The organism is Streptomyces daliensis (genome assembly GCF_054782395.1).
The window spans coordinates 152807-168394 of record NZ_BAAGSO010000088.1; the positions used below are offsets into that span (position 1 = coordinate 152807).

Genomic DNA, 15588 nt, shown 5'->3' on the forward strand with positions numbered 1-15588 from the left:
CGTACCCCCGTAAGCCGTCACGCCGCACCGCACACACCGCACGAAGGAACCCGCGATGACCCCGAGAACCGCCCAACGGCCCGGAGCGGTCGTGGGCGTGCTGGCGCTGGCCGGTATCGTCGCCGCGCTCATGCAGACCCTGGTGGTCCCGCTGATCGGCGAGCTGCCCGTCCTGCTGGACACCTCGGCCTCCAACGCCTCATGGGCGGTCACCGCCACCCTGCTGGCCGGAGCCGTCACCACACCCGCGAGCGGGCGCCTCGGCGACCTCTACGGCAAGCGCCGCGTCCTCCTCGGCCTCTGCGTCCCGCTCGTGGCGGGCTCCGTGCTCTGCGCCCTCGCCGATTCCCTCGCGCAGATGGTCGTCGGCCGCGGCATGCAGGGCATGGGCATGGGCATCGTGGCGCTGGGCATCAGCGCGCTGCGCGACCTCATGCCGCCCGAGCGGCTCGGCTCGTCCATCGCCCTGATCTCCTCCTCGCTGGGCATCGGCGGCGCGCTCGGCCTGCCGTTCGCCGCCGCCGTCGCCGAACACGCCGACTGGCGCGTCCTGTTCTGGGTCTCGGCAGGGCTCAGTGTGCTCGTCGGCGCCCTGGTCCGGTTCCTGATACCCGCCACACCGGCGCTCGCCGGTGGCCGCTTCGACACGGTGGGCGCGCTCGGCCTCGGCGCCGGTCTCGTCTGCCTCCTGCTCGGCGTCTCCAAGGGCGCCGACTGGGGCTGGTCCAGCACCACAGTGCTCGGGCTGCTGATCGCGGCGCCGGTCGTCCTCGCCGTATGGGGCTGGTGGGAGCTGCGCAGCCCCGCTCCGCTCGTCGATCTGCGCGTCGCGGCACGCCCGCAGGTGCTGGTGACCAACGCGGCGTCGATCGTCGTCGCCTTCTCGATGTACGCGGCGGCGCTCATCGTGCCGCAGTTGCTGCAACTGCCCAGCGAGACCGGCCACGGACTGGGCCAGTCCATGCAGGCCGCCGGGCTGTGGATGGCACCGTCCGGGCTGATGATGATGCTCGTGTCGCCCCTGGGCGCGAAACTGTCCGCCGCGCGCACGCCGAAGACGACCCTCGCCGTCGGCAGCCTCGTCATCGCCCTCGGCTACGGCTCGTCGCTGTTCCTGATGGGCTCGACGTGGGGCCTGCTGATCGTCACCTGCGTCTGCAACACCGGCGTAGCGCTGGCCTACGGAGCCATGCCCGCGCTCATCATGAGCGGGGTCCCGCAGTCGGAGACCGCCTCGGCCAACAGCTTCAACACGCTGATGCGTTCCGTCGGCACCTCCGTCGCCGCCGCGGTCGTCGGGATCGTCCTCGCCCAGATGACGGTGCACATGGGTGGCCGGTCACTGCCTTCCGAGAGCGGCATCCGCACGGGCATGCTGCTCGGCTGTGGCGTCGCCCTCCTCGCTGCGGCGATCGCCGTCGCCATCCCCCTGCGCAAGACCGCGCCTCCGCAGGACGCGGACACGCCCCCGGCCCGGCCACCGCTCTCCGTGGCCAAGCCGGGCGACACCCCCTGAACACGCTGAACACCCCGAACGGCCAGAACGCCCTGGACACCCGGCCCCCTGGAGGACGACAATGACCACCGCGCACAGCTTCGGCACCGCCCCGGCCGACATCCCCGACTTCCCGGCACCGCGCTCCGCCGTCTGCCCCTTCGACCCGTCACCCGAGCTGCGGAACCTGACGCGGCACGGCCCGGTGGCGCCGGTCAGGTCCTGGGGCGACAGCACCCCCTGGGTGGTGACCAGCCACGCCGAGCAGAAGACGCTGCTCGCCGACCCCCGGCTGAGCGCGGACTTCTCCCACCCCGGCTTCCCCAGTCCCGTCGACCCGCGCCACGCGCACGCGGGCAAGACCGACATGAGCTTCGTCGGCATGGACGACCCGGAGCACGCCCGGCTGCGCCGGATGGTCAGCGGCGCCTTCACCGTCAAACGGATCGAGGCGCTGCGTCCCGTCGTGCAGAAGATGGTCGACGGCTTCATCGACGACATGCTCGCCGGGCCGAACCCCGCCGACCTGGTCCAGGCGCTGGCGCTGCCCCTCCCCTCGTTGGTGATCTCCGAACTGCTCGGAGTGCCCTACGAGGACCACGCGTTCTTCCAGAACAACAGCAAGGACATCGTCTCCGCCGTCACCACCCCCGAGGCGCGGCAGGCCGCGCACACCAACCTGGCCGAGTACCTGGACCGCCTGGTCGGCGAAAAGCTCGCCGAGCCGGGCGACGATCTGCTCTCCAAGCTCGCCGAGCTGATCGACGCCGGTGAGCTGACCCGCAGGGAAGCGGTCACGATGGGCGTGCTGCTGCTCCTCGGCGGGCACGAGACCACGGCGAACATGATCAGCCTGGGCACGCTGCTCCTGCTCCAGCACCCCGATCAGCTCGCCGTCATCCGCGAGGCCGAGGACCCCAGGGTGATCGCCACCGCGGTGGAGGAGCTGCTGCGTTACCTCTCCGTCGTGCACCTCGGGCGCCGCAGGACCGCGCTGGAGGACATCGAGATCGCGGGCCGCACCATCCGCGCGGGCGACGGCGTGATCCTGCTCGGCGAGCTGGCGAACCGGGACCCCGCCGTCTTCCCCGACCCGGACCGCCTCGACCTCACCCGCGACGCCCGCCAGCACCAGGCGTTCGGCTCCGGCACCCACCACTGCGTCGGCCAGCCGCTGGCCAGGATGGAGCTCCAGGTCATCTACCCGACGCTCTTCCGGCGCGTCCCCACGCTCCGGGTGACGGAGGACGTGGCGCGGCTCCCGTTCAAGTACGACGCGGTCATCTACGGGCTCTACGAGCTGCCCGTCACCTGGTAGCGGTAGCTCCGGGCCCCGGGCGGGGCGCGGACGGACCGGGCCGCCGCCCCGCTGGGCCCGCCCGGCCCCCGCAGGGTCGGGCCGTCAGCCCGTGACGGCCGTCGCGTCCCAGGCCGCGCCCGCGGCCCCGCGTGCCGCCTCGCCGCTCGCCGTCTCCAGGCCCAGCGCGCGCAGGCCGCCCGCCAGCGCCTCCAGCGTGGCGAGCGCGACGGCGCGCTCCGCGGCGCGCCCGTAGTGGTTGACCCGCAGCATCTCCTTGGCCAGCGGCCCGGCCGCGGCTTGGAGCGGCACGCCGCCGTCCACCGCGAGCGCGGCGGACACCACGTCGCGCGCGTCCAGGTCGGCCGGGGCGCGCAGCGTCGTGGCAGCCGGTGCGGCGTCCGCGTCCCTGACCACGTAGGGGGAGAGGCCCGGCAGCTCCCGCGCCCCCGCACGCAGCGCGGCGGAGGCGGCCCGGTGCCGGGCGATGGCGGCGTCGAGCCCCTCGGCGGCGACGCGGTCCACGGCCTGCTCCAGCGCCAGCATCTCCAGCTGAGCCGGGGCGTGCGGCAGCGCCGTGCGGCCCCCGTCGAGCCACCTCTCCTTCCAGTCCAGCAGCGAGAGGTAGGAGCGGCGCGGAGCCCGCTCGTTGGCCGCGATCCGCTCCCAGGCGCGCGGGCTGACCGAGACGGCGGAGACTCCGGCGGGCCCGGCCAGGGCCTTCTGGCCGCCGATGACGCACAGGTCCACGCCCCATTCGTCGGTCAGCAGGGGCTCGGCCCCCACGGAGGCGACGGCGTCGAGCATGAGCAGCGCGCCGTGCTCCCGCACCACGGCGCCGATCTCCGCGACCGGGTTGGTGTTGCCCGTCGCCGCCTCCGCGTGGACGAGGCTCACCAGCTCGACGGCGGGGTTCTCGCGAAGCGCCTCCGCCACCTGGCCGGGGGAGACCGCGCCGGTGAAGGGCGCGCTGAGGGTGACCACCTCGGCGCCGCAGGACCGCAGCCAGCCGCCGAACGTCTCCCCGTAGGGCCCCGTGACGATGTTGAGGGCCGTGCTGCCTGCGCGTGCGGCGGAACGGATGCACGCCTCCAGGGGCAGCAGTGCCTCGCCCTGCATGGCCACGACGTCGGCACGCGTCCCCATCAAGGACGCGATCTTGTCCTCGATGGCGGCGAAGTGCGCCGCGCCGAGCGGCGGCAGGTCCAGCAGGGACAGGGGCTCGTTGTTCGCAGTCACGGTCGCCTTCCAGCGATAGCGAGCCGCGTCCGCCACGGCTCGGGGTACTCCTCGACTCTACGACGGCCTCCCGCGGCACCCTCACCACCCCGCGCCCTGCCCCTGGCGCCACCCCGCCACCGGTACTGGCGGCCCGCCCCGCGCGCCCGCATGATGGAGGCCGCCCGCGCCGCCGCGGCCTGCCACCACCCGTCGCCCCGTCCGTGGAAGGGACGCCTCATGAGGGACCACGACCGGCCGGGCCACGTCGCCTCGGCGCTCGCGGACTTCGCCGCGGACACGGAGCTGACCGGGGCCGAGGACCCCGTGGCCCTCTTCCGGCGGGTGGCCGCCTCGGTGCCCGCCTACCGCGCGTTCCTCGCGGAGCACGGCGTCGACCCGGCCGGCGTCCGCACGATGGCCGACTTCCGCCGCCTTCCGCTGCTCGACAAGGCGTCCTACCACCAGCGCTACCCCCTCCCCGAGCGCTGCCGGGACGGCCGCGTCGAGGGCTGCGACATGGTCGCCGTCTCCTCCGGTTCCAGCGGGCGTCCGACGGTGTGGCCGCGCACCGTCGTCGACGAACTGCGGGTCGCGCGCCGCTTCGAGCAGATCTTCCGCGACGCGTTCCGGGCGGGGGAGCGCAGCACGCTGGCGGTCGTCTGCTTCCCGCTGGGCACCTGGGTGGGCGGGATGTTCACGACGGCCTGCGTACGGCACCTCGCCGCCAAGGGCTACCCCGTCACCGCCGTGTCGCCCGGCAACAGGACGGACGAGATCCTGCGCATCGTCCCCGAACTGGCACCCCACTTCGACCAGACGGTCCTCCTCGGATACCCGCCCTTCCTCAAGGACGTCATCGACGCGGGCACGGCCTCCGGGGTCCCCTGGGACACGTACGCGGTCAAGCTCGTCCTCGCCGGTGAGGTGTTCAGCGAGGAGTGGCGCGACCTCGTCGCCGAACGCGCCGGACTGACGGACCCGGCACACGACACCGCCTCCCTCTACGGCACGGCGGACGCGGGCGTACTGGGCAACGAGACGCCGCTGTCCGTCACCGTGCGCCGCTTCTTCGCCGCCAACCCGGGCCCGGCCCGAGAACTGTTCGGCGAGGCGCGGCTGCCCACGCTGGCGCAGTACGACCCGGGGAGCCGCTTCTTCGAGACGCACGAGGGCACCCTGCTCTTCTCCGGCGACGGCGGGATCCCCCTGGTCCGCTACCACATCGCCGACGAGGGCGGGCTCGTGCCGTACGAGGAGATGCTCCGCTTCTGCGCGCGGCACGGCTTCGACCCGGTGGCACGTTCGGGGAGCACGGGCGGCGAGCTGCCCTTCGTGTACGTCTTCGGCCGGTCCCTGTTCACCGTGTCCTTCTTCGGCGCCAACGTCTATCCGGAGAACGTGACCGTCGGCCTGGAGCAGCGCGGCATCAGCGACGGGGTCACCGGGCGCTTCGTCCTGGAGACCGAGGAGGACGAGGCGTACGACCGTCGCCTGCGGATCACCGTCGAGCGGGCGGCGGGACGACGGGACGCCGACGCCGGGGCGATCGCCCGCTCCGTACGGGACCAGCTCGTCCGCCTGAACAGCGAGTTCGCGCACTACGTGCCCGCAGACCGGCAGCTCCCGCACATCGTGCTCCGGGACTTCGCCGACCCCGAGTTCTTCCCGGCCGGGGTGAAGCACCGTTACACGCGCGGCTGAGGCCTGGGCCCACCGGAAAGCCTCCCGGGGAAGCCCCTCCGGGCAGGGGCCCCGCACAGGGCCCCCGCACAGGGGCCCGCCCGGCAGGCGCCGCCCCGCTCAGTCGGGGGTCTCGCCGGAGGGCTTCGCGGGCGCGTCCTCGTTGGTGGTCGCGGCGTCCTCCGCCTCGGCACCGTGTTTCTCCGACCGCTCGGCCGGCTCGGCCTCCGCGTCGTCGAGGGCGGGCCGGTCCTTGCGGATCTCCTCCTCCATCTCGTCGACCGCCGTCTGCGGATCGTCCTTGCTCTTGCCCACGCCGGGCTCCCTTCCGCGCTTGTGTCCTCAGCGCTGTCGTAGGGGCCGGGTGCCCTGCTGTGCTGCCGGGATGCGGACGTGGGCGCTCCGATATTGCTCCGACATCGCTCCGATGTGCGCGCACCGTGTGCCGGGCACCGGTGCGGGAGCCGCGCCGTGTACGGCCCGGCGGGGCCGCCGGGCCGTACACGGGTGTCAGTGGCGGCCGTGTGCGCTGTCGGAGGCGCCGCCGAAGAGGCGTGCCACCAAGCGGAAGGGCAGTGTGACGACGGTGGCGACGGCACCGCCGATGGTCCGCAGGATGTCCGCGATTGCCTTCAGCATGAGTCTGCCTCCCTGCGATGTCGCCGGGCCCCGGAGGGACGCGGCGGTGGTGCTGCCACCCGTGTGGTGGCGGGTTACCGGTTGCCTCGGGAGAGGCCGGTAAACCCCGGGGTGCGACGGGACCGCGTCACGTACCGGCCCGCCGCAGGTCAGGCGGCGGGCCTGCCGCCCGCGTCAGCCTCTTCCGGTGTGTCCTCGATCTCTTCGCGTATGCGGCGGCAGGCGCCGGAGATGAGGCGGGAGACGTGCATCTGGGAGATGCCGAATTCGTGGGCGATGGCGGACTGGGTCATTTCGCGGAAGAAGCGGAGGTAGAGGATTTCGCGTTCGCGGTCGGGGAGGTGGCGCAGCCGGGTCTTGACGGCTTCGCGGTCGATGACGTGGTCGTAGCCGGTCTCTTCGGTGCCGAGGGTGTCGACGAGGCTGAAGCCGTCTCCGTTTCCCGCGGTGCCGGGCATTTCGGCGTCGAGGGAGAGGGAGCTGTAGCTTTCGAGGGCTTCGAGTCCGGTGTGGACGTCGTCTTCGGTCAGTCCGCTGTGTTCGGCGATCTCCGTGATGGTGGGGGTGCGGTCGTCCAGGGTGAGGCTGAGGTCGCGGACGCTGGCGCGTACCTGGTTGCGCAGGTTCTGGACGCGGCGCGGGACGTGCAGATCCCACATGTGGTCACGGAAGTGCCGCTTCAGCTCACCGTAGATCGTCGGAATGGCGAAGGCCTCGAACGCCTTGCCCCGCGAGGGGTCGTAGCGCTCCACGGCCTTGACGAGCGCCAGGGCCGCGACCTGCTCAAGGTCCTCTACGGCTTCGCCCCGGTTGCGGTACTTGGCGGCCAGGCGGTGTGCCATGGGGAGCCAGGCGGTGACGACGCAGTCCTGGAGCCGCTGCTTCTCGGGGCCGTCGTGCATGGCGGCCAGTTCCTCGAAGTCGGCGGTGGTGTCGGGTGCGTCGTGGTGGCTGTGGCGGGCACCGGCGGCCTGTGCCTTTGTGCGGAGCTGGGTGGTGTTCATGGAGGTGCTCACTCCCGAGTTCACGCATCGACTACTGCTGAACAAGGCGGGAGCAGACACAGTTGGGGCAGTCCGATGGCCGCTCCCGCACGGTGTGCCTGCTCTTCCGAAGCACGTGAACACACGCCTCCCCGACACCATGTCGGACAAACCCGCGTCGAAGGATTTTCATCGTCGGGTGGGGCGAGGAGCCCCGGGGGCTGTGGCCTGCGGTCACTTTGCCGCCCGCCAGAGAACAGAAAATCTGTGGTGGTGACGGTAGACATTGCCTGTCGGCAGGACTAACGTGTTTCGCGCAGGAGAAAGAAGTCAAGTGCTGCGCGACAGCGGCGATCTGACGTGCGCGGCGGACGGCACGGCAGTGGAGCGGCGGGGCCGGGAAGTGCTCTGGAAGGTCCCCTCGCTGACTGCCGGACCGAGCGGCCTCCAAGGGCCGCTGAGCATGACCGCGTGTGCGACGGGCGCCCGTGAGCGAGCACGGAACAGGAGAGGAGTAGACGCCATCAGGATCGCCTGAGCGGGATTCTTGTCCGCTCGGGTGCCGCAGACCCCGGATTGGCAGGTGGTCCCCGGTCACGCAACCGCGATCCCCGCGCCTCCAGCCCTCGGGGCGGACGCGCGGAATTCACAGGCCGACGCATGACGTCGGCAGATGGTGTTGAAATCTCGGGCCCTGGCGCCGCACGGCGCCGGGGCCCTCGTCGTGTACGGACATTGCGTACGGGGCGTCGTGCGCGGCGCCGGAGCGGCGGAAGGCCGGCGCCCCTCGTAGGCTGAACCCCGCACGTGAGGTGCGGAAGACCGACGCGCGGGAGGCTGGGATGGCCGGGACGACGGTGGCCGAGGTGATGGCCGAGCTGGCCGGGTTGGAGGACCCGAAGGCGCGGGCGGTGAACGAGCGGCACGGTGACGATCACGGTGTGCACCTCGGCAAGCTGCGCGCGCTCGCGAAGCGGCTGAAGGCGCAGCAGGACCTGGCGCGCGAGCTGTGGGACACGGGCGACACCGCGGCGCGGCTCCTCGCGCTGCTGATCTGCCGCCCGAAGGCGTTCGGGCGCGACGAACTGGACGCCATGGTGCGCGAGGCGCGCCCGCCCAAGGTGCACGACTGGCTCGTGAACTACGTGGTGAAGAAGAGCCCGCACGCCGAAGAACTGCGCCTGGCCTGGTTCGCCGACCCGGACCCGGTGGTCGCGAGCGCCGGATGGGCGCTGACCACCGAGCGTGTGACGAAGAGGCCCGAGGGGCTGGATCTCGCAGGACTCCTCGACACCGTCGAGACGCGGATGAAGGACGCCCCGGAGCGCCTGCAATGGGCGATGAACACCTGTCTGGCGCAGATCGGGATCGAGCACGCCGGGTACCGGGACCGCGCGATCGGCATCGGCGAGCGCCTGGGGGTGCTCAAGGACTACCCGACCTCCCCGGGCTGCACCTCTCCGTTCGCGCCCGTCTGGATCACCGAGATGGTGCGCCGGAGGCAGGACGGGACGGCGGGCTGACGGCCGTCGGCGGTCCCGGACGCGCGAAAGGGCCTGGACTACATCTTCCGCTTCCCGGACTTCTCCGGGCGGTAGAACTGGATGGCCTCGTTCGAGAAGAGGTGTACGTAACCGCACGACGAGCAGATCAGCCCCGTCGCCGTCTCGTCCGCCCAGGCCATCTTCATCAGCTCCATGCCGGAACTGTTCAGCTTCACCCCCCGCGTCCGGAACAGATCGCCCTTGCAGAAGAGGCAGTTGATCCAGGTGTCGCCGAGGGCCGCATGCACCAGCTTGGGCGCCATGACACTCACCTTCCCCGTGTTCCCCGTGCTTCCCGGCCCTCCGCGGGCATCGGTGCCCCGAGGCTATCCCCACGCGAGCCGATCATGAAAGCCGCTCCGCCTCGGCCGCGACGGTGTGCGGCGGCCTGAGCGCCTCGGGAACCGGCTCCCCGTGCACGATGTCGAGGGTGCGGGTGGCCCGGGTGAGCGCCACGTACAGATCGCTGGTTCCCAGCCGCGCGGGCTCGACGAGAACCACCGCGTCGAACTCCAGCCCCTTCGACTGGCGCGGGTCGAGCAGCACCACGTCCCGCGTCAGGTCGGGCTCGCGCCCGGCGGAGGCCCCGGGAAGCGCGGCGAGCAGCGCCTCGTGCAGTGCCGCGGGTGCGATCACCGCCAGCCGCCCCTCGCCCGGAGCGGCCGCCGCGACGGCACGCGCGGTGGTCGCGGCGACGTCCTCCGCCACCGCACCGGACGCGTCCCCCGCTGCCGCACCCGACGCCTCCCGCGCGCTCCACAGGCGCGGCTTCTCGCCGGTCGAGCGCACAGACCCTGGCGGCTCGAAGCCGGGGTGCTCAGCGCGCAGCACCTCAGCTGCCACGTCCATGATCTCGGCGGGTGTGCGGTAGTTGACGCCCAGCCGGTTGTGCTCCCAGCGGTCCCCGACGTAGGGCTTCAGGATCTCCTCCCAGGACCCCACGCCCGCCTCTTCGGCGGTCTGCGCCGGATCGCCGACGAGCGTCATGGAGCGGGTCGGGCAGCGCCGCATCAGCAGCCGCCACGCCATCGGCGACAGTTCCTGCGCCTCGTCGACGATGATGTGCCCGAACGCCCAGGTGCGGTCGGCCGCGGCACGCTCGGCGGCGGTGCGGTGATCGGCCTCCTCCTGGCGCTCGGCCATCCTCTCGGCGTCCACGATGTCCCGCGCGCCGAGGACCTCGGAGTCCTCCTCGTCCTTGTCCTCGAACTCGAAGGTCCGGGAGGCGTGGGAGACGTCGAGGACGCCCTGCGCGTAGGCGATCCGCTCCAGGCGCTCGGCTTCGAGTGCGGCGCGCTCGGCACGGTCGTCCTCGCCCAGCAGCTCGGCGGCCTCGTCGAGAAGCGGCACGTCGGCGGGCGTCCACTCCGAGCCCAGGGGGCGGCGGATCGCGGCGGCCTCGACGGCGTCGAGGTGCGTGGGCTCGGCCAGGTACTCGGCGACGAAGCGGCGCGGCGACAGCGCGGGCCACAGGACGTCCAGCGCGGCGTGCACCTCCTCGTTGGCGCCCAGGTCGTCGCGGATCTGCGTCAGATCGCTGTCGTCGAGGAGCTGTTCCCCGTCGTACGGGTCGGTCCCGATCCGCTCGGCGACCATGTCCGTGAGCATGTTGAGGATGTGCCCCTCGAAGTGTTCGCGCGCGGCGTTGTGCGTCAGGCCGAGCGCCCGGGTGCGCTCGCGGGCTACGCGCACCAGGTCGTCGTCGAGGAACAGCACCAGCTTGTCGTGCTCGATGGTGAGGACCGGCTCTGGCAGCGCCTGCCGGTCCGCGACGGCGGCGGCGAGCGCGTCCGCCATCCCGGCACGGCCCTTGACCGCGGCGGCCTGCGGGGTGTCGGTGTCGGTCGCGTGCAGCCCGGGGTACAGCTCGCCGAGGGTGGCCAGCAGCACCCCCGTCTCACCGAGGGACGGCAGCACCTCGCTGATGTAGCCGAGGAAGGCCGGGTTGGGGCCGACGACGAGCACGGCCCGCCGCGCGAGCAGGCCGCGGTGCTCGTAGAGGAGGTATGCGGCACGGTGCAGCGCCACCGTGGTCTTGCCGGTGCCGGGCCCGCCCTCGACGACGCGCACCCCGCGGTGCGGGGCCCTGATGATGCGGTCCTGCTCGGCCTGGATGGTCTGCACGATGTCGTTCATACGGCCGGTGCGCGCCGAGTTGAGCGCCGCGAGCAGTACCGCGTCGCCGCTGGGGTCCTCGTACCCGGTGCGCTTCTCGTCGCCGAGGTCGAGGATCTCGTCGTGCAGCGCGGTGACGTCGCGGCCCTCGGTGGTGATGTGACGCCGCCGGCGCAGGCCCATGGGCGTGTGTCCTGTGGCCAGGTAGAAGGGGCGCGCGACAGGGGCCCGCCAGTCGATGAGCACCGGCGTGCGGTCCTCGTCGTCCTCGCGGATGCCGATGCGGCCGATGTGGTGGTGCGCGTCGTCGACGAGGTCGAGGCGGCCGAAGCAGAGCGAACCGTCCACGGCGTTGAGGGCTGCGAGCAGACCGGACCGCTCCGCCACGAGCACGTCGCGCTCCAGCTTCGCCTGCATGGTGCTGCCCACCGGTTCCATGGCGCCCTCGACGGACTCCTCGGTCTCACCGCGCAGCGCGTCGACGCGGCGGTAGAGCCGGTCGATGAATTCCTGCTCGTCCCGCAATTCCTCGTTTGACAATGCCACTCCCACCCGGATATACTCTGCTTAGTAAATTTCGATGTGAATTCGTGTCACTGAATTCATGAGCAGTCGAATATACGCAGTGCCAAGCCCCAGCCGCAAGCGGCGGGGGCTTTTTTCGTGTTCCGTGGCCGTGAATTCCGGGAGCCGCCCCACGTGTCCCCCCGCGCGTTACGGAGCCGCCCCCGGAAGAGCGCCGTTGACCAGTTCCAGCGCGCCGCCTCCTCCTTCTCCCGCGCGGGCGGCCAGGCACGCCCGTACGCGGGCCGTCACATGGTCCCGCAGCAGCCCGTCGAGGTCCTCGGGCGCCACGAGCCGCCAGGCGGTGAGTTCCCGCTCCGGCAGCCGGATCCGGGACAGCACGTCCTCGTCCACGGTGCCGCCGTCGTAGGCGTAGGCGACGCGCGGCAGCGCTGCGTGCGGAATCCAGTCGACGGCCAGCAGCCGGCCCACGTCCAGCCGGAGCCCGAGTTCCTCCGCCAGTTCGCGCGCGGCCCCTTCCCGCGGCGTCTCCCCGGTGTCGCTGTCCAGGCCGCCGCCCGGCAGCAGCCAGTGCCGCGCGTAACCGGGCTCGACCACCAGCACCCGGCCGCGCGGGTCCGTGAGCAGGACGCAGACGCTGACCCAGACCGTCGGCCGCTGGGCGACGAAGTCGGCCCAGGCCAACGCGTGTGCGCTCTCCAGCTCGGCGCGGCGCGCGGGCGGGACACCCACAGGGGAGCCGAGTTGCGGCTCGCCTTCGTGCAGATACGCCACGCGCCCGGTGGCCAGGGCCCGCAGCCCGTGCCGCAGGAGCCGCCCGGCCGCCGGGGCCAGCCGGTGAACGGCCTCCTCGACGGTGCACCACCGCGCCGCGTGGCCGTCGGCGGTACGGAGATCCGCCAACTGCCGGGTGGTGAGGGGGCCGACCGCGTGCGCGTGCAGCGCGAGTGGGCGGCCGGGCGGCTGCTGGTCGTGCGGGGGCGGCGTCCGGCCGTCGACGGCCACCAGCCGCCCGACCGTGACATCGGCGAGCCCGAACGCCGAGGCCAGCTCGCGAGCCGCGGCCTGCTGCGGCGTCTCGGTGCTCCGCACGGGGGTGCCCGGCAGCGCGTGGGCACCGCGCGTGGCGGGCCCGGATGCGGCGGTGGTGGTGCCGGTGGTCAGCAGGACGTGGCCCCGCTCGTCGGTGACCAGGAGCGTGACGGCGATCGCCGTCACGTCAGAGCCGCCGGAGTGCACGGTCGGCACCGGTTCGTCGTGGGGTGGTCCGGAGTGCGGCAACGGGGTCTCCTCTGCGGGTCGGCTCGGGGGTTTCCCGGGCGTGTGCCCGGTGAACGGGCCGGGGCGCGCCCCGTCACGGCCCCCCGTCGAGAGGTGAGACGCGGGTCACAGCCGCTCGTGTCACATCCTGGCGAGCCGCGCCGTCGTACGGGTGAAAGCGACGACAACGCCGGAGGAGATCACCATGAGCGCCCGTCTGGACATGTTCAGCAGCCCGACCCTGGGCAAGGTCTTCAAGCACATCATCTCGGCAGGCAAGATCCTTGAGCAGTCGACGCTGCCCGCCGCGACGCAGGAGCTGGTCAAGATCCGCGCCAGCCAGATCAACGGCTGCGGCTTCTGCACCGACATGCACACCAAGGACGCCGCTGCCGCCGGTGAGACCTCGGTGCGCCTCAACCTGGTCGCGGCGTGGCGCGAGGCCACCGTCTTCACCGAGGCCGAGCGGGCCGCGCTGGAGCTGACGGAGGCGGGCACCCGCATCGCGGACGCGGCCGGAGGAGTCCCGGACCCGATCTGGTCGAACGCGGCGAAGCACTACGACGAGGAGCAGTTGGCGGCCCTGGTGTGCGCCATCGCCCTCATCAACGCCTTCAACCGGGCGAACGTCCTCGTCCAGCAGCCCGCGGGCGACTACCAGCCCGGCCAGTTCGGCTGACCGGCCGGTTCACCCGGCCGCACAGGGGGGCGTCACCGCGGCCGAGTTCCGACCGTGACCTCTTTGGGACCGTTCCGCGCCGTCTCACACCGCACGCGCGACGTCGAAGGGACGGCAGTCAAGACGACCCCAGGGGGGACACAGATGTGCGTGCACCGTTCCTTGCGGCCCGTTCACGCCCTGGCCGGCGCCCTGCTGGCCGGGGCACTCGTGCTCACCGGCTGCACCGGAGGGCAGGGCTCCGCGGGCAGTTCCGCCGACGGGACGGCCCAGGACGCCGCCGCCCCCGAGGCCGGGACGGACGGGAAGAAGAGGGCTTCCCGGGGCGGCGCGGCCGAGGGCCCAGGGCCGTCGGCCGCGCCGTCGCGGCTGAACCGGAGCAACGTCATCCGGACCGCCTCGCTGACCGTCCGGGTGCAAGACGTGCCGAAGGCGCTGGACGAGGCCAGGAGCACCACGGAGGCGGCCGGTGGCTACGTCGGCAAGGAGTCCACCAGCCGGGACGACGAAGGGCACGAAAGCACGCGCGTGGTGCTGCGCGTCCCCGCCGAGGAGTACGAGGGGGTCCTCACCGGCCTGGAGGGCGCGGGACGGCTCCTGAAGCGCGACTCGAAGGCGCAGGACGTCACGGAGCAGGTCGTCGACGTGGAGAGCCGCGTCAAGTCCCAGCGGGCCAGCGTGTCCCGCATCCGTGAGCTGATGGACAAGGCCACCGAGCTGGACGACGTGGTGAAGCTGGAGAGCGAACTCGCCTCCCGGCAGGCGGACCTGGAGTCCCTGCTGGCACAGCAGGCGTCCCTGAAGGACCGCACGGACTTCGCCACCATCACCCTCTCCCTGTCCGAGACGCGGCCGAAGGCGGCGGGGGAGGACGACGAGCCGGGGTTCACGGACGCGCTGGCGGGCGGCTGGAGCGCGTTCGTGACGGTGCTGCGCTGGGTGGCGGTGGCGCTCGGCGCGGTGCTGCCGTTCGCCGCGGGGGCCGCGCTGCTGGTGGGGTTGTGGCTGCTGGTGAGGCCGCGGCTCGCACGCCGTCCGGCGCCCGCCGCAGCGGACGGTGCCGGGACCGAGCGTTCTCCGGAGGGCTCCGAGAACCCCTGACGTGGGGGGCTCGTCCGGTCAGGGCGCCGGTCAGGTCACGTCGACGGAGGGTTCGGCGGCGAGCCGTCGGGCCCCGGCCCCTGCCCCTGCCCCGGTCCGGGCCCCGGTTCTGGTCCGGCCCCGGCCGTCGACGGGTCCGGTGCGTGCCGCAGCGCGTCCAGCACGGCGCGCACCGCCGCGCGAGGCGGCGAGCCGCGGCGGATGGCCGCCGTGATCGTGCGCGTCAGGGGAGTCGCCAGCTCCCTTGTGGCGACGCGGTAGCGGCGGTCGACGGCAAGCCCCGGCAGCAGCGCGATCGACAGCCCCTGCTCGACGTGCTGCAAGGTCATCATGTAATTGCTGAACCGGCACACCACCCGCGGCTCGAACCGTGCCTGACGGCACAGCCGCAGCGCGAGGTTCGCCATGTACGACTGCGGGATGTCGAACGCCCACGACTCGTCCGCGTAGGCCGCGAGGTCCACGGTGCCGCGCCCGGCCGCGGGGTGCTCGGGTGGGACCACCAGGACGATCGGGTCCGTGGCCAGCGTCACGAGGTCGAGGTCGGGGCCGAGCGGCAGCTCGTCGAAGTCCGTGGTCGTGATGATGACGTCCGCGTCGCCGCCCCGCAGCGCGGGCACGCTCTCGTGCGGCTCCAGCTCCAGCAGCTCGATCTCCAGATGCGGATGCTCGCGCGCTAGCCGGGTCACAGCGGGCACGGCCATGGTGTGGATCGCGCTCTGGAACGCGCCCAGCCGCACCAGCCCGGCCGGTTCCTCGCCGAAGCCGCGCAGCTCCTCCTCGACGCCGTCCATGTGGTCGAGGATCGCCCGCGCCCGCCGCGCGAGGATCAGCCCGGCCGAGGTCAGCCGCACCCGCCGCCCGGTGCGTTCCAGCAGTTGTGTGCGCGTCTCGGCCTCCAGCACGGCGAGCTGCTGGGACACGCTGGACGGGCTCAGGCTGGCGGCCTGCGCTACCGCCCTGACGGTGCCCAGCGTGTCCAGTTGGCTCAGCAGCCGCAGCCTCCAGGGGTTCATCATGCTGGCCATTGTTGTGCGGTTTTGCCGTAC

Annotated in this window: 14 protein-coding genes; 6 read left to right on the forward strand and 8 right to left on the reverse strand. The window is 72.6% G+C overall.

The window, feature by feature from the left end; genetic code table 11:
- Positions 1–55 precede the first annotated feature (55 nt).
- Together ACYVOO_RS20110 and ACYVOO_RS20115 are read left to right on the forward strand one after the other, a co-directional pair.
- Positions 56–1516: an MFS transporter gene (locus ACYVOO_RS20110; protein ID WP_461017030.1), complete on the forward strand. Its 1461-nt coding sequence runs from the start codon at positions 56–58 to the stop codon at positions 1514–1516.
- Between the two features lie 61 nt (positions 1517–1577).
- Positions 1578–2813, forward strand: coding sequence for a cytochrome P450 (locus tag ACYVOO_RS20115; RefSeq protein ID WP_461017031.1), 1236 nt, complete (start codon positions 1578–1580; stop codon positions 2811–2813).
- An 84-nt stretch (positions 2814–2897) separates the two neighbouring features.
- Here ACYVOO_RS20115 and ACYVOO_RS20120 read toward each other — a convergent pair whose 3' ends face one another.
- Complete coding sequence (locus ACYVOO_RS20120) at positions 2898–4031, reverse strand: pyridoxal-phosphate-dependent aminotransferase family protein (protein ID WP_461017032.1); 1134 nt, start codon at positions 4029–4031, stop codon at positions 2898–2900.
- Positions 4032–4250: 219 nt separating this feature from the next.
- Here ACYVOO_RS20120 and ACYVOO_RS20125 point away from each other — a divergent pair, with 219 nt between their 5' ends.
- Positions 4251–5714 carry a phenylacetate--CoA ligase family protein gene (locus ACYVOO_RS20125; protein ID WP_461017033.1) on the forward strand — a complete coding sequence of 488 codons (1464 nt, stop codon included), beginning with the start codon at positions 4251–4253 and terminating at the stop codon, positions 5712–5714.
- Between the two features lie 99 nt (positions 5715–5813).
- Here the strand turns inward: ACYVOO_RS20125 and ACYVOO_RS20130 are convergent, their stop codons facing one another.
- The 3 genes from ACYVOO_RS20130 to ACYVOO_RS20140 all read right to left on the reverse strand — a co-directional run bounded on the left by ACYVOO_RS20130 (position 5814) and on the right by ACYVOO_RS20140 (position 7336).
- A complete protein-coding gene (locus ACYVOO_RS20130) occupies positions 5814–6008 on the reverse strand; it encodes a hypothetical protein (RefSeq protein ID WP_461017034.1) in 195 nt (64 codons plus the stop codon).
- Positions 6009–6203: 195 nt separating this feature from the next.
- On the reverse strand, positions 6204–6332 hold the full coding sequence (locus tag ACYVOO_RS20135; RefSeq protein ID WP_453347598.1) for an LPFR motif small protein: 129 nt from the start codon (positions 6330–6332) through the stop codon (positions 6204–6206).
- A gap of 149 nt (positions 6333–6481) precedes the next feature.
- Positions 6482–7336: a SigB/SigF/SigG family RNA polymerase sigma factor gene (locus ACYVOO_RS20140; RefSeq protein WP_461017035.1), complete on the reverse strand. Its 855-nt coding sequence runs from the start codon at positions 7334–7336 to the stop codon at positions 6482–6484.
- 821 nt (positions 7337–8157) lie between these two features.
- Here ACYVOO_RS20140 and ACYVOO_RS20145 point away from each other — a divergent pair.
- Positions 8158–8838: a DNA alkylation repair protein gene (locus tag ACYVOO_RS20145; protein ID WP_461017036.1), complete on the forward strand. Its 681-nt coding sequence runs from the start codon at positions 8158–8160 to the stop codon at positions 8836–8838.
- Between the two features lie 38 nt (positions 8839–8876).
- Here the strand turns inward: ACYVOO_RS20145 and ACYVOO_RS20150 are convergent, their stop codons facing one another.
- The 3 genes from ACYVOO_RS20150 to ACYVOO_RS20160 all read right to left on the reverse strand — a co-directional run bounded on the left by ACYVOO_RS20150 (position 8877) and on the right by ACYVOO_RS20160 (position 12780).
- Complete coding sequence (locus tag ACYVOO_RS20150) at positions 8877–9122, reverse strand: hypothetical protein (protein ID WP_461017037.1); 246 nt, start codon at positions 9120–9122, stop codon at positions 8877–8879.
- Positions 9123–9204: 82 nt separating this feature from the next.
- On the reverse strand, positions 9205–11532 hold the full coding sequence (locus ACYVOO_RS20155) for a HelD family protein (protein ID WP_461017286.1): 2328 nt from the start codon (positions 11530–11532) through the stop codon (positions 9205–9207).
- Positions 11533–11688: 156 nt separating this feature from the next.
- Positions 11689–12780 carry an NUDIX hydrolase gene (locus tag ACYVOO_RS20160; protein ID WP_461017038.1) on the reverse strand — a complete coding sequence of 364 codons (1092 nt, stop codon included), beginning with the start codon at positions 12778–12780 and terminating at the stop codon, positions 11689–11691.
- Positions 12781–12964: 184 nt separating this feature from the next.
- Between ACYVOO_RS20160 and ACYVOO_RS20165 the strand changes: the two genes are divergently transcribed.
- A complete protein-coding gene (locus ACYVOO_RS20165) occupies positions 12965–13438 on the forward strand; it encodes a carboxymuconolactone decarboxylase family protein (protein WP_461017039.1) in 474 nt (157 codons plus the stop codon).
- A 144-nt stretch (positions 13439–13582) separates the two neighbouring features.
- Positions 13583–14539, forward strand: coding sequence for a DUF4349 domain-containing protein (locus tag ACYVOO_RS20170; RefSeq protein ID WP_461017040.1), 957 nt, complete (start codon positions 13583–13585; stop codon positions 14537–14539).
- A 35-nt stretch (positions 14540–14574) separates the two neighbouring features.
- On the opposite strand, the gene ACYVOO_RS20175 is transcribed toward ACYVOO_RS20170, so the two are convergent.
- A complete protein-coding gene (locus ACYVOO_RS20175; protein WP_461017041.1) occupies positions 14575–15558 on the reverse strand; it encodes a LysR substrate-binding domain-containing protein in 984 nt (327 codons plus the stop codon).
- Positions 15559–15588: the final 30 nt, after the last annotated feature.

Coding starts and splice junctions, on each gene's coding strand:
- ACYVOO_RS20165 (WP_461017039.1), top strand. CDS start 12,965: ATGAGCGCCCGTCTGGACATGTTCAGCAGCCCGACCCTGGGCAAGGTC.
- ACYVOO_RS20170 (WP_461017040.1), top strand. CDS start 13,583: ATGTGCGTGCACCGTTCCTTGCGGCCCGTTCACGCCCTGGCCGGCGCC.
- ACYVOO_RS20110 (WP_461017030.1), top strand. CDS start 56: ATGACCCCGAGAACCGCCCAACGGCCCGGAGCGGTCGTGGGCGTGCTG.
- ACYVOO_RS20135 (WP_453347598.1), bottom strand. CDS start 6,332: ATGCTGAAGGCAATCGCGGACATCCTGCGGACCATCGGCGGTGCCGTC.
- ACYVOO_RS20125 (WP_461017033.1), top strand. CDS start 4,251: ATGAGGGACCACGACCGGCCGGGCCACGTCGCCTCGGCGCTCGCGGAC.
- ACYVOO_RS20150 (WP_461017037.1), bottom strand. CDS start 9,122: ATGGCGCCCAAGCTGGTGCATGCGGCCCTCGGCGACACCTGGATCAAC.
- ACYVOO_RS20115 (WP_461017031.1), top strand. CDS start 1,578: ATGACCACCGCGCACAGCTTCGGCACCGCCCCGGCCGACATCCCCGAC.
- ACYVOO_RS20175 (WP_461017041.1), bottom strand. CDS start 15,558: ATGATGAACCCCTGGAGGCTGCGGCTGCTGAGCCAACTGGACACGCTG.
- ACYVOO_RS20145 (WP_461017036.1), top strand. CDS start 8,158: ATGGCCGGGACGACGGTGGCCGAGGTGATGGCCGAGCTGGCCGGGTTG.
- ACYVOO_RS20140 (WP_461017035.1), bottom strand. CDS start 7,336: ATGAACACCACCCAGCTCCGCACAAAGGCACAGGCCGCCGGTGCCCGC.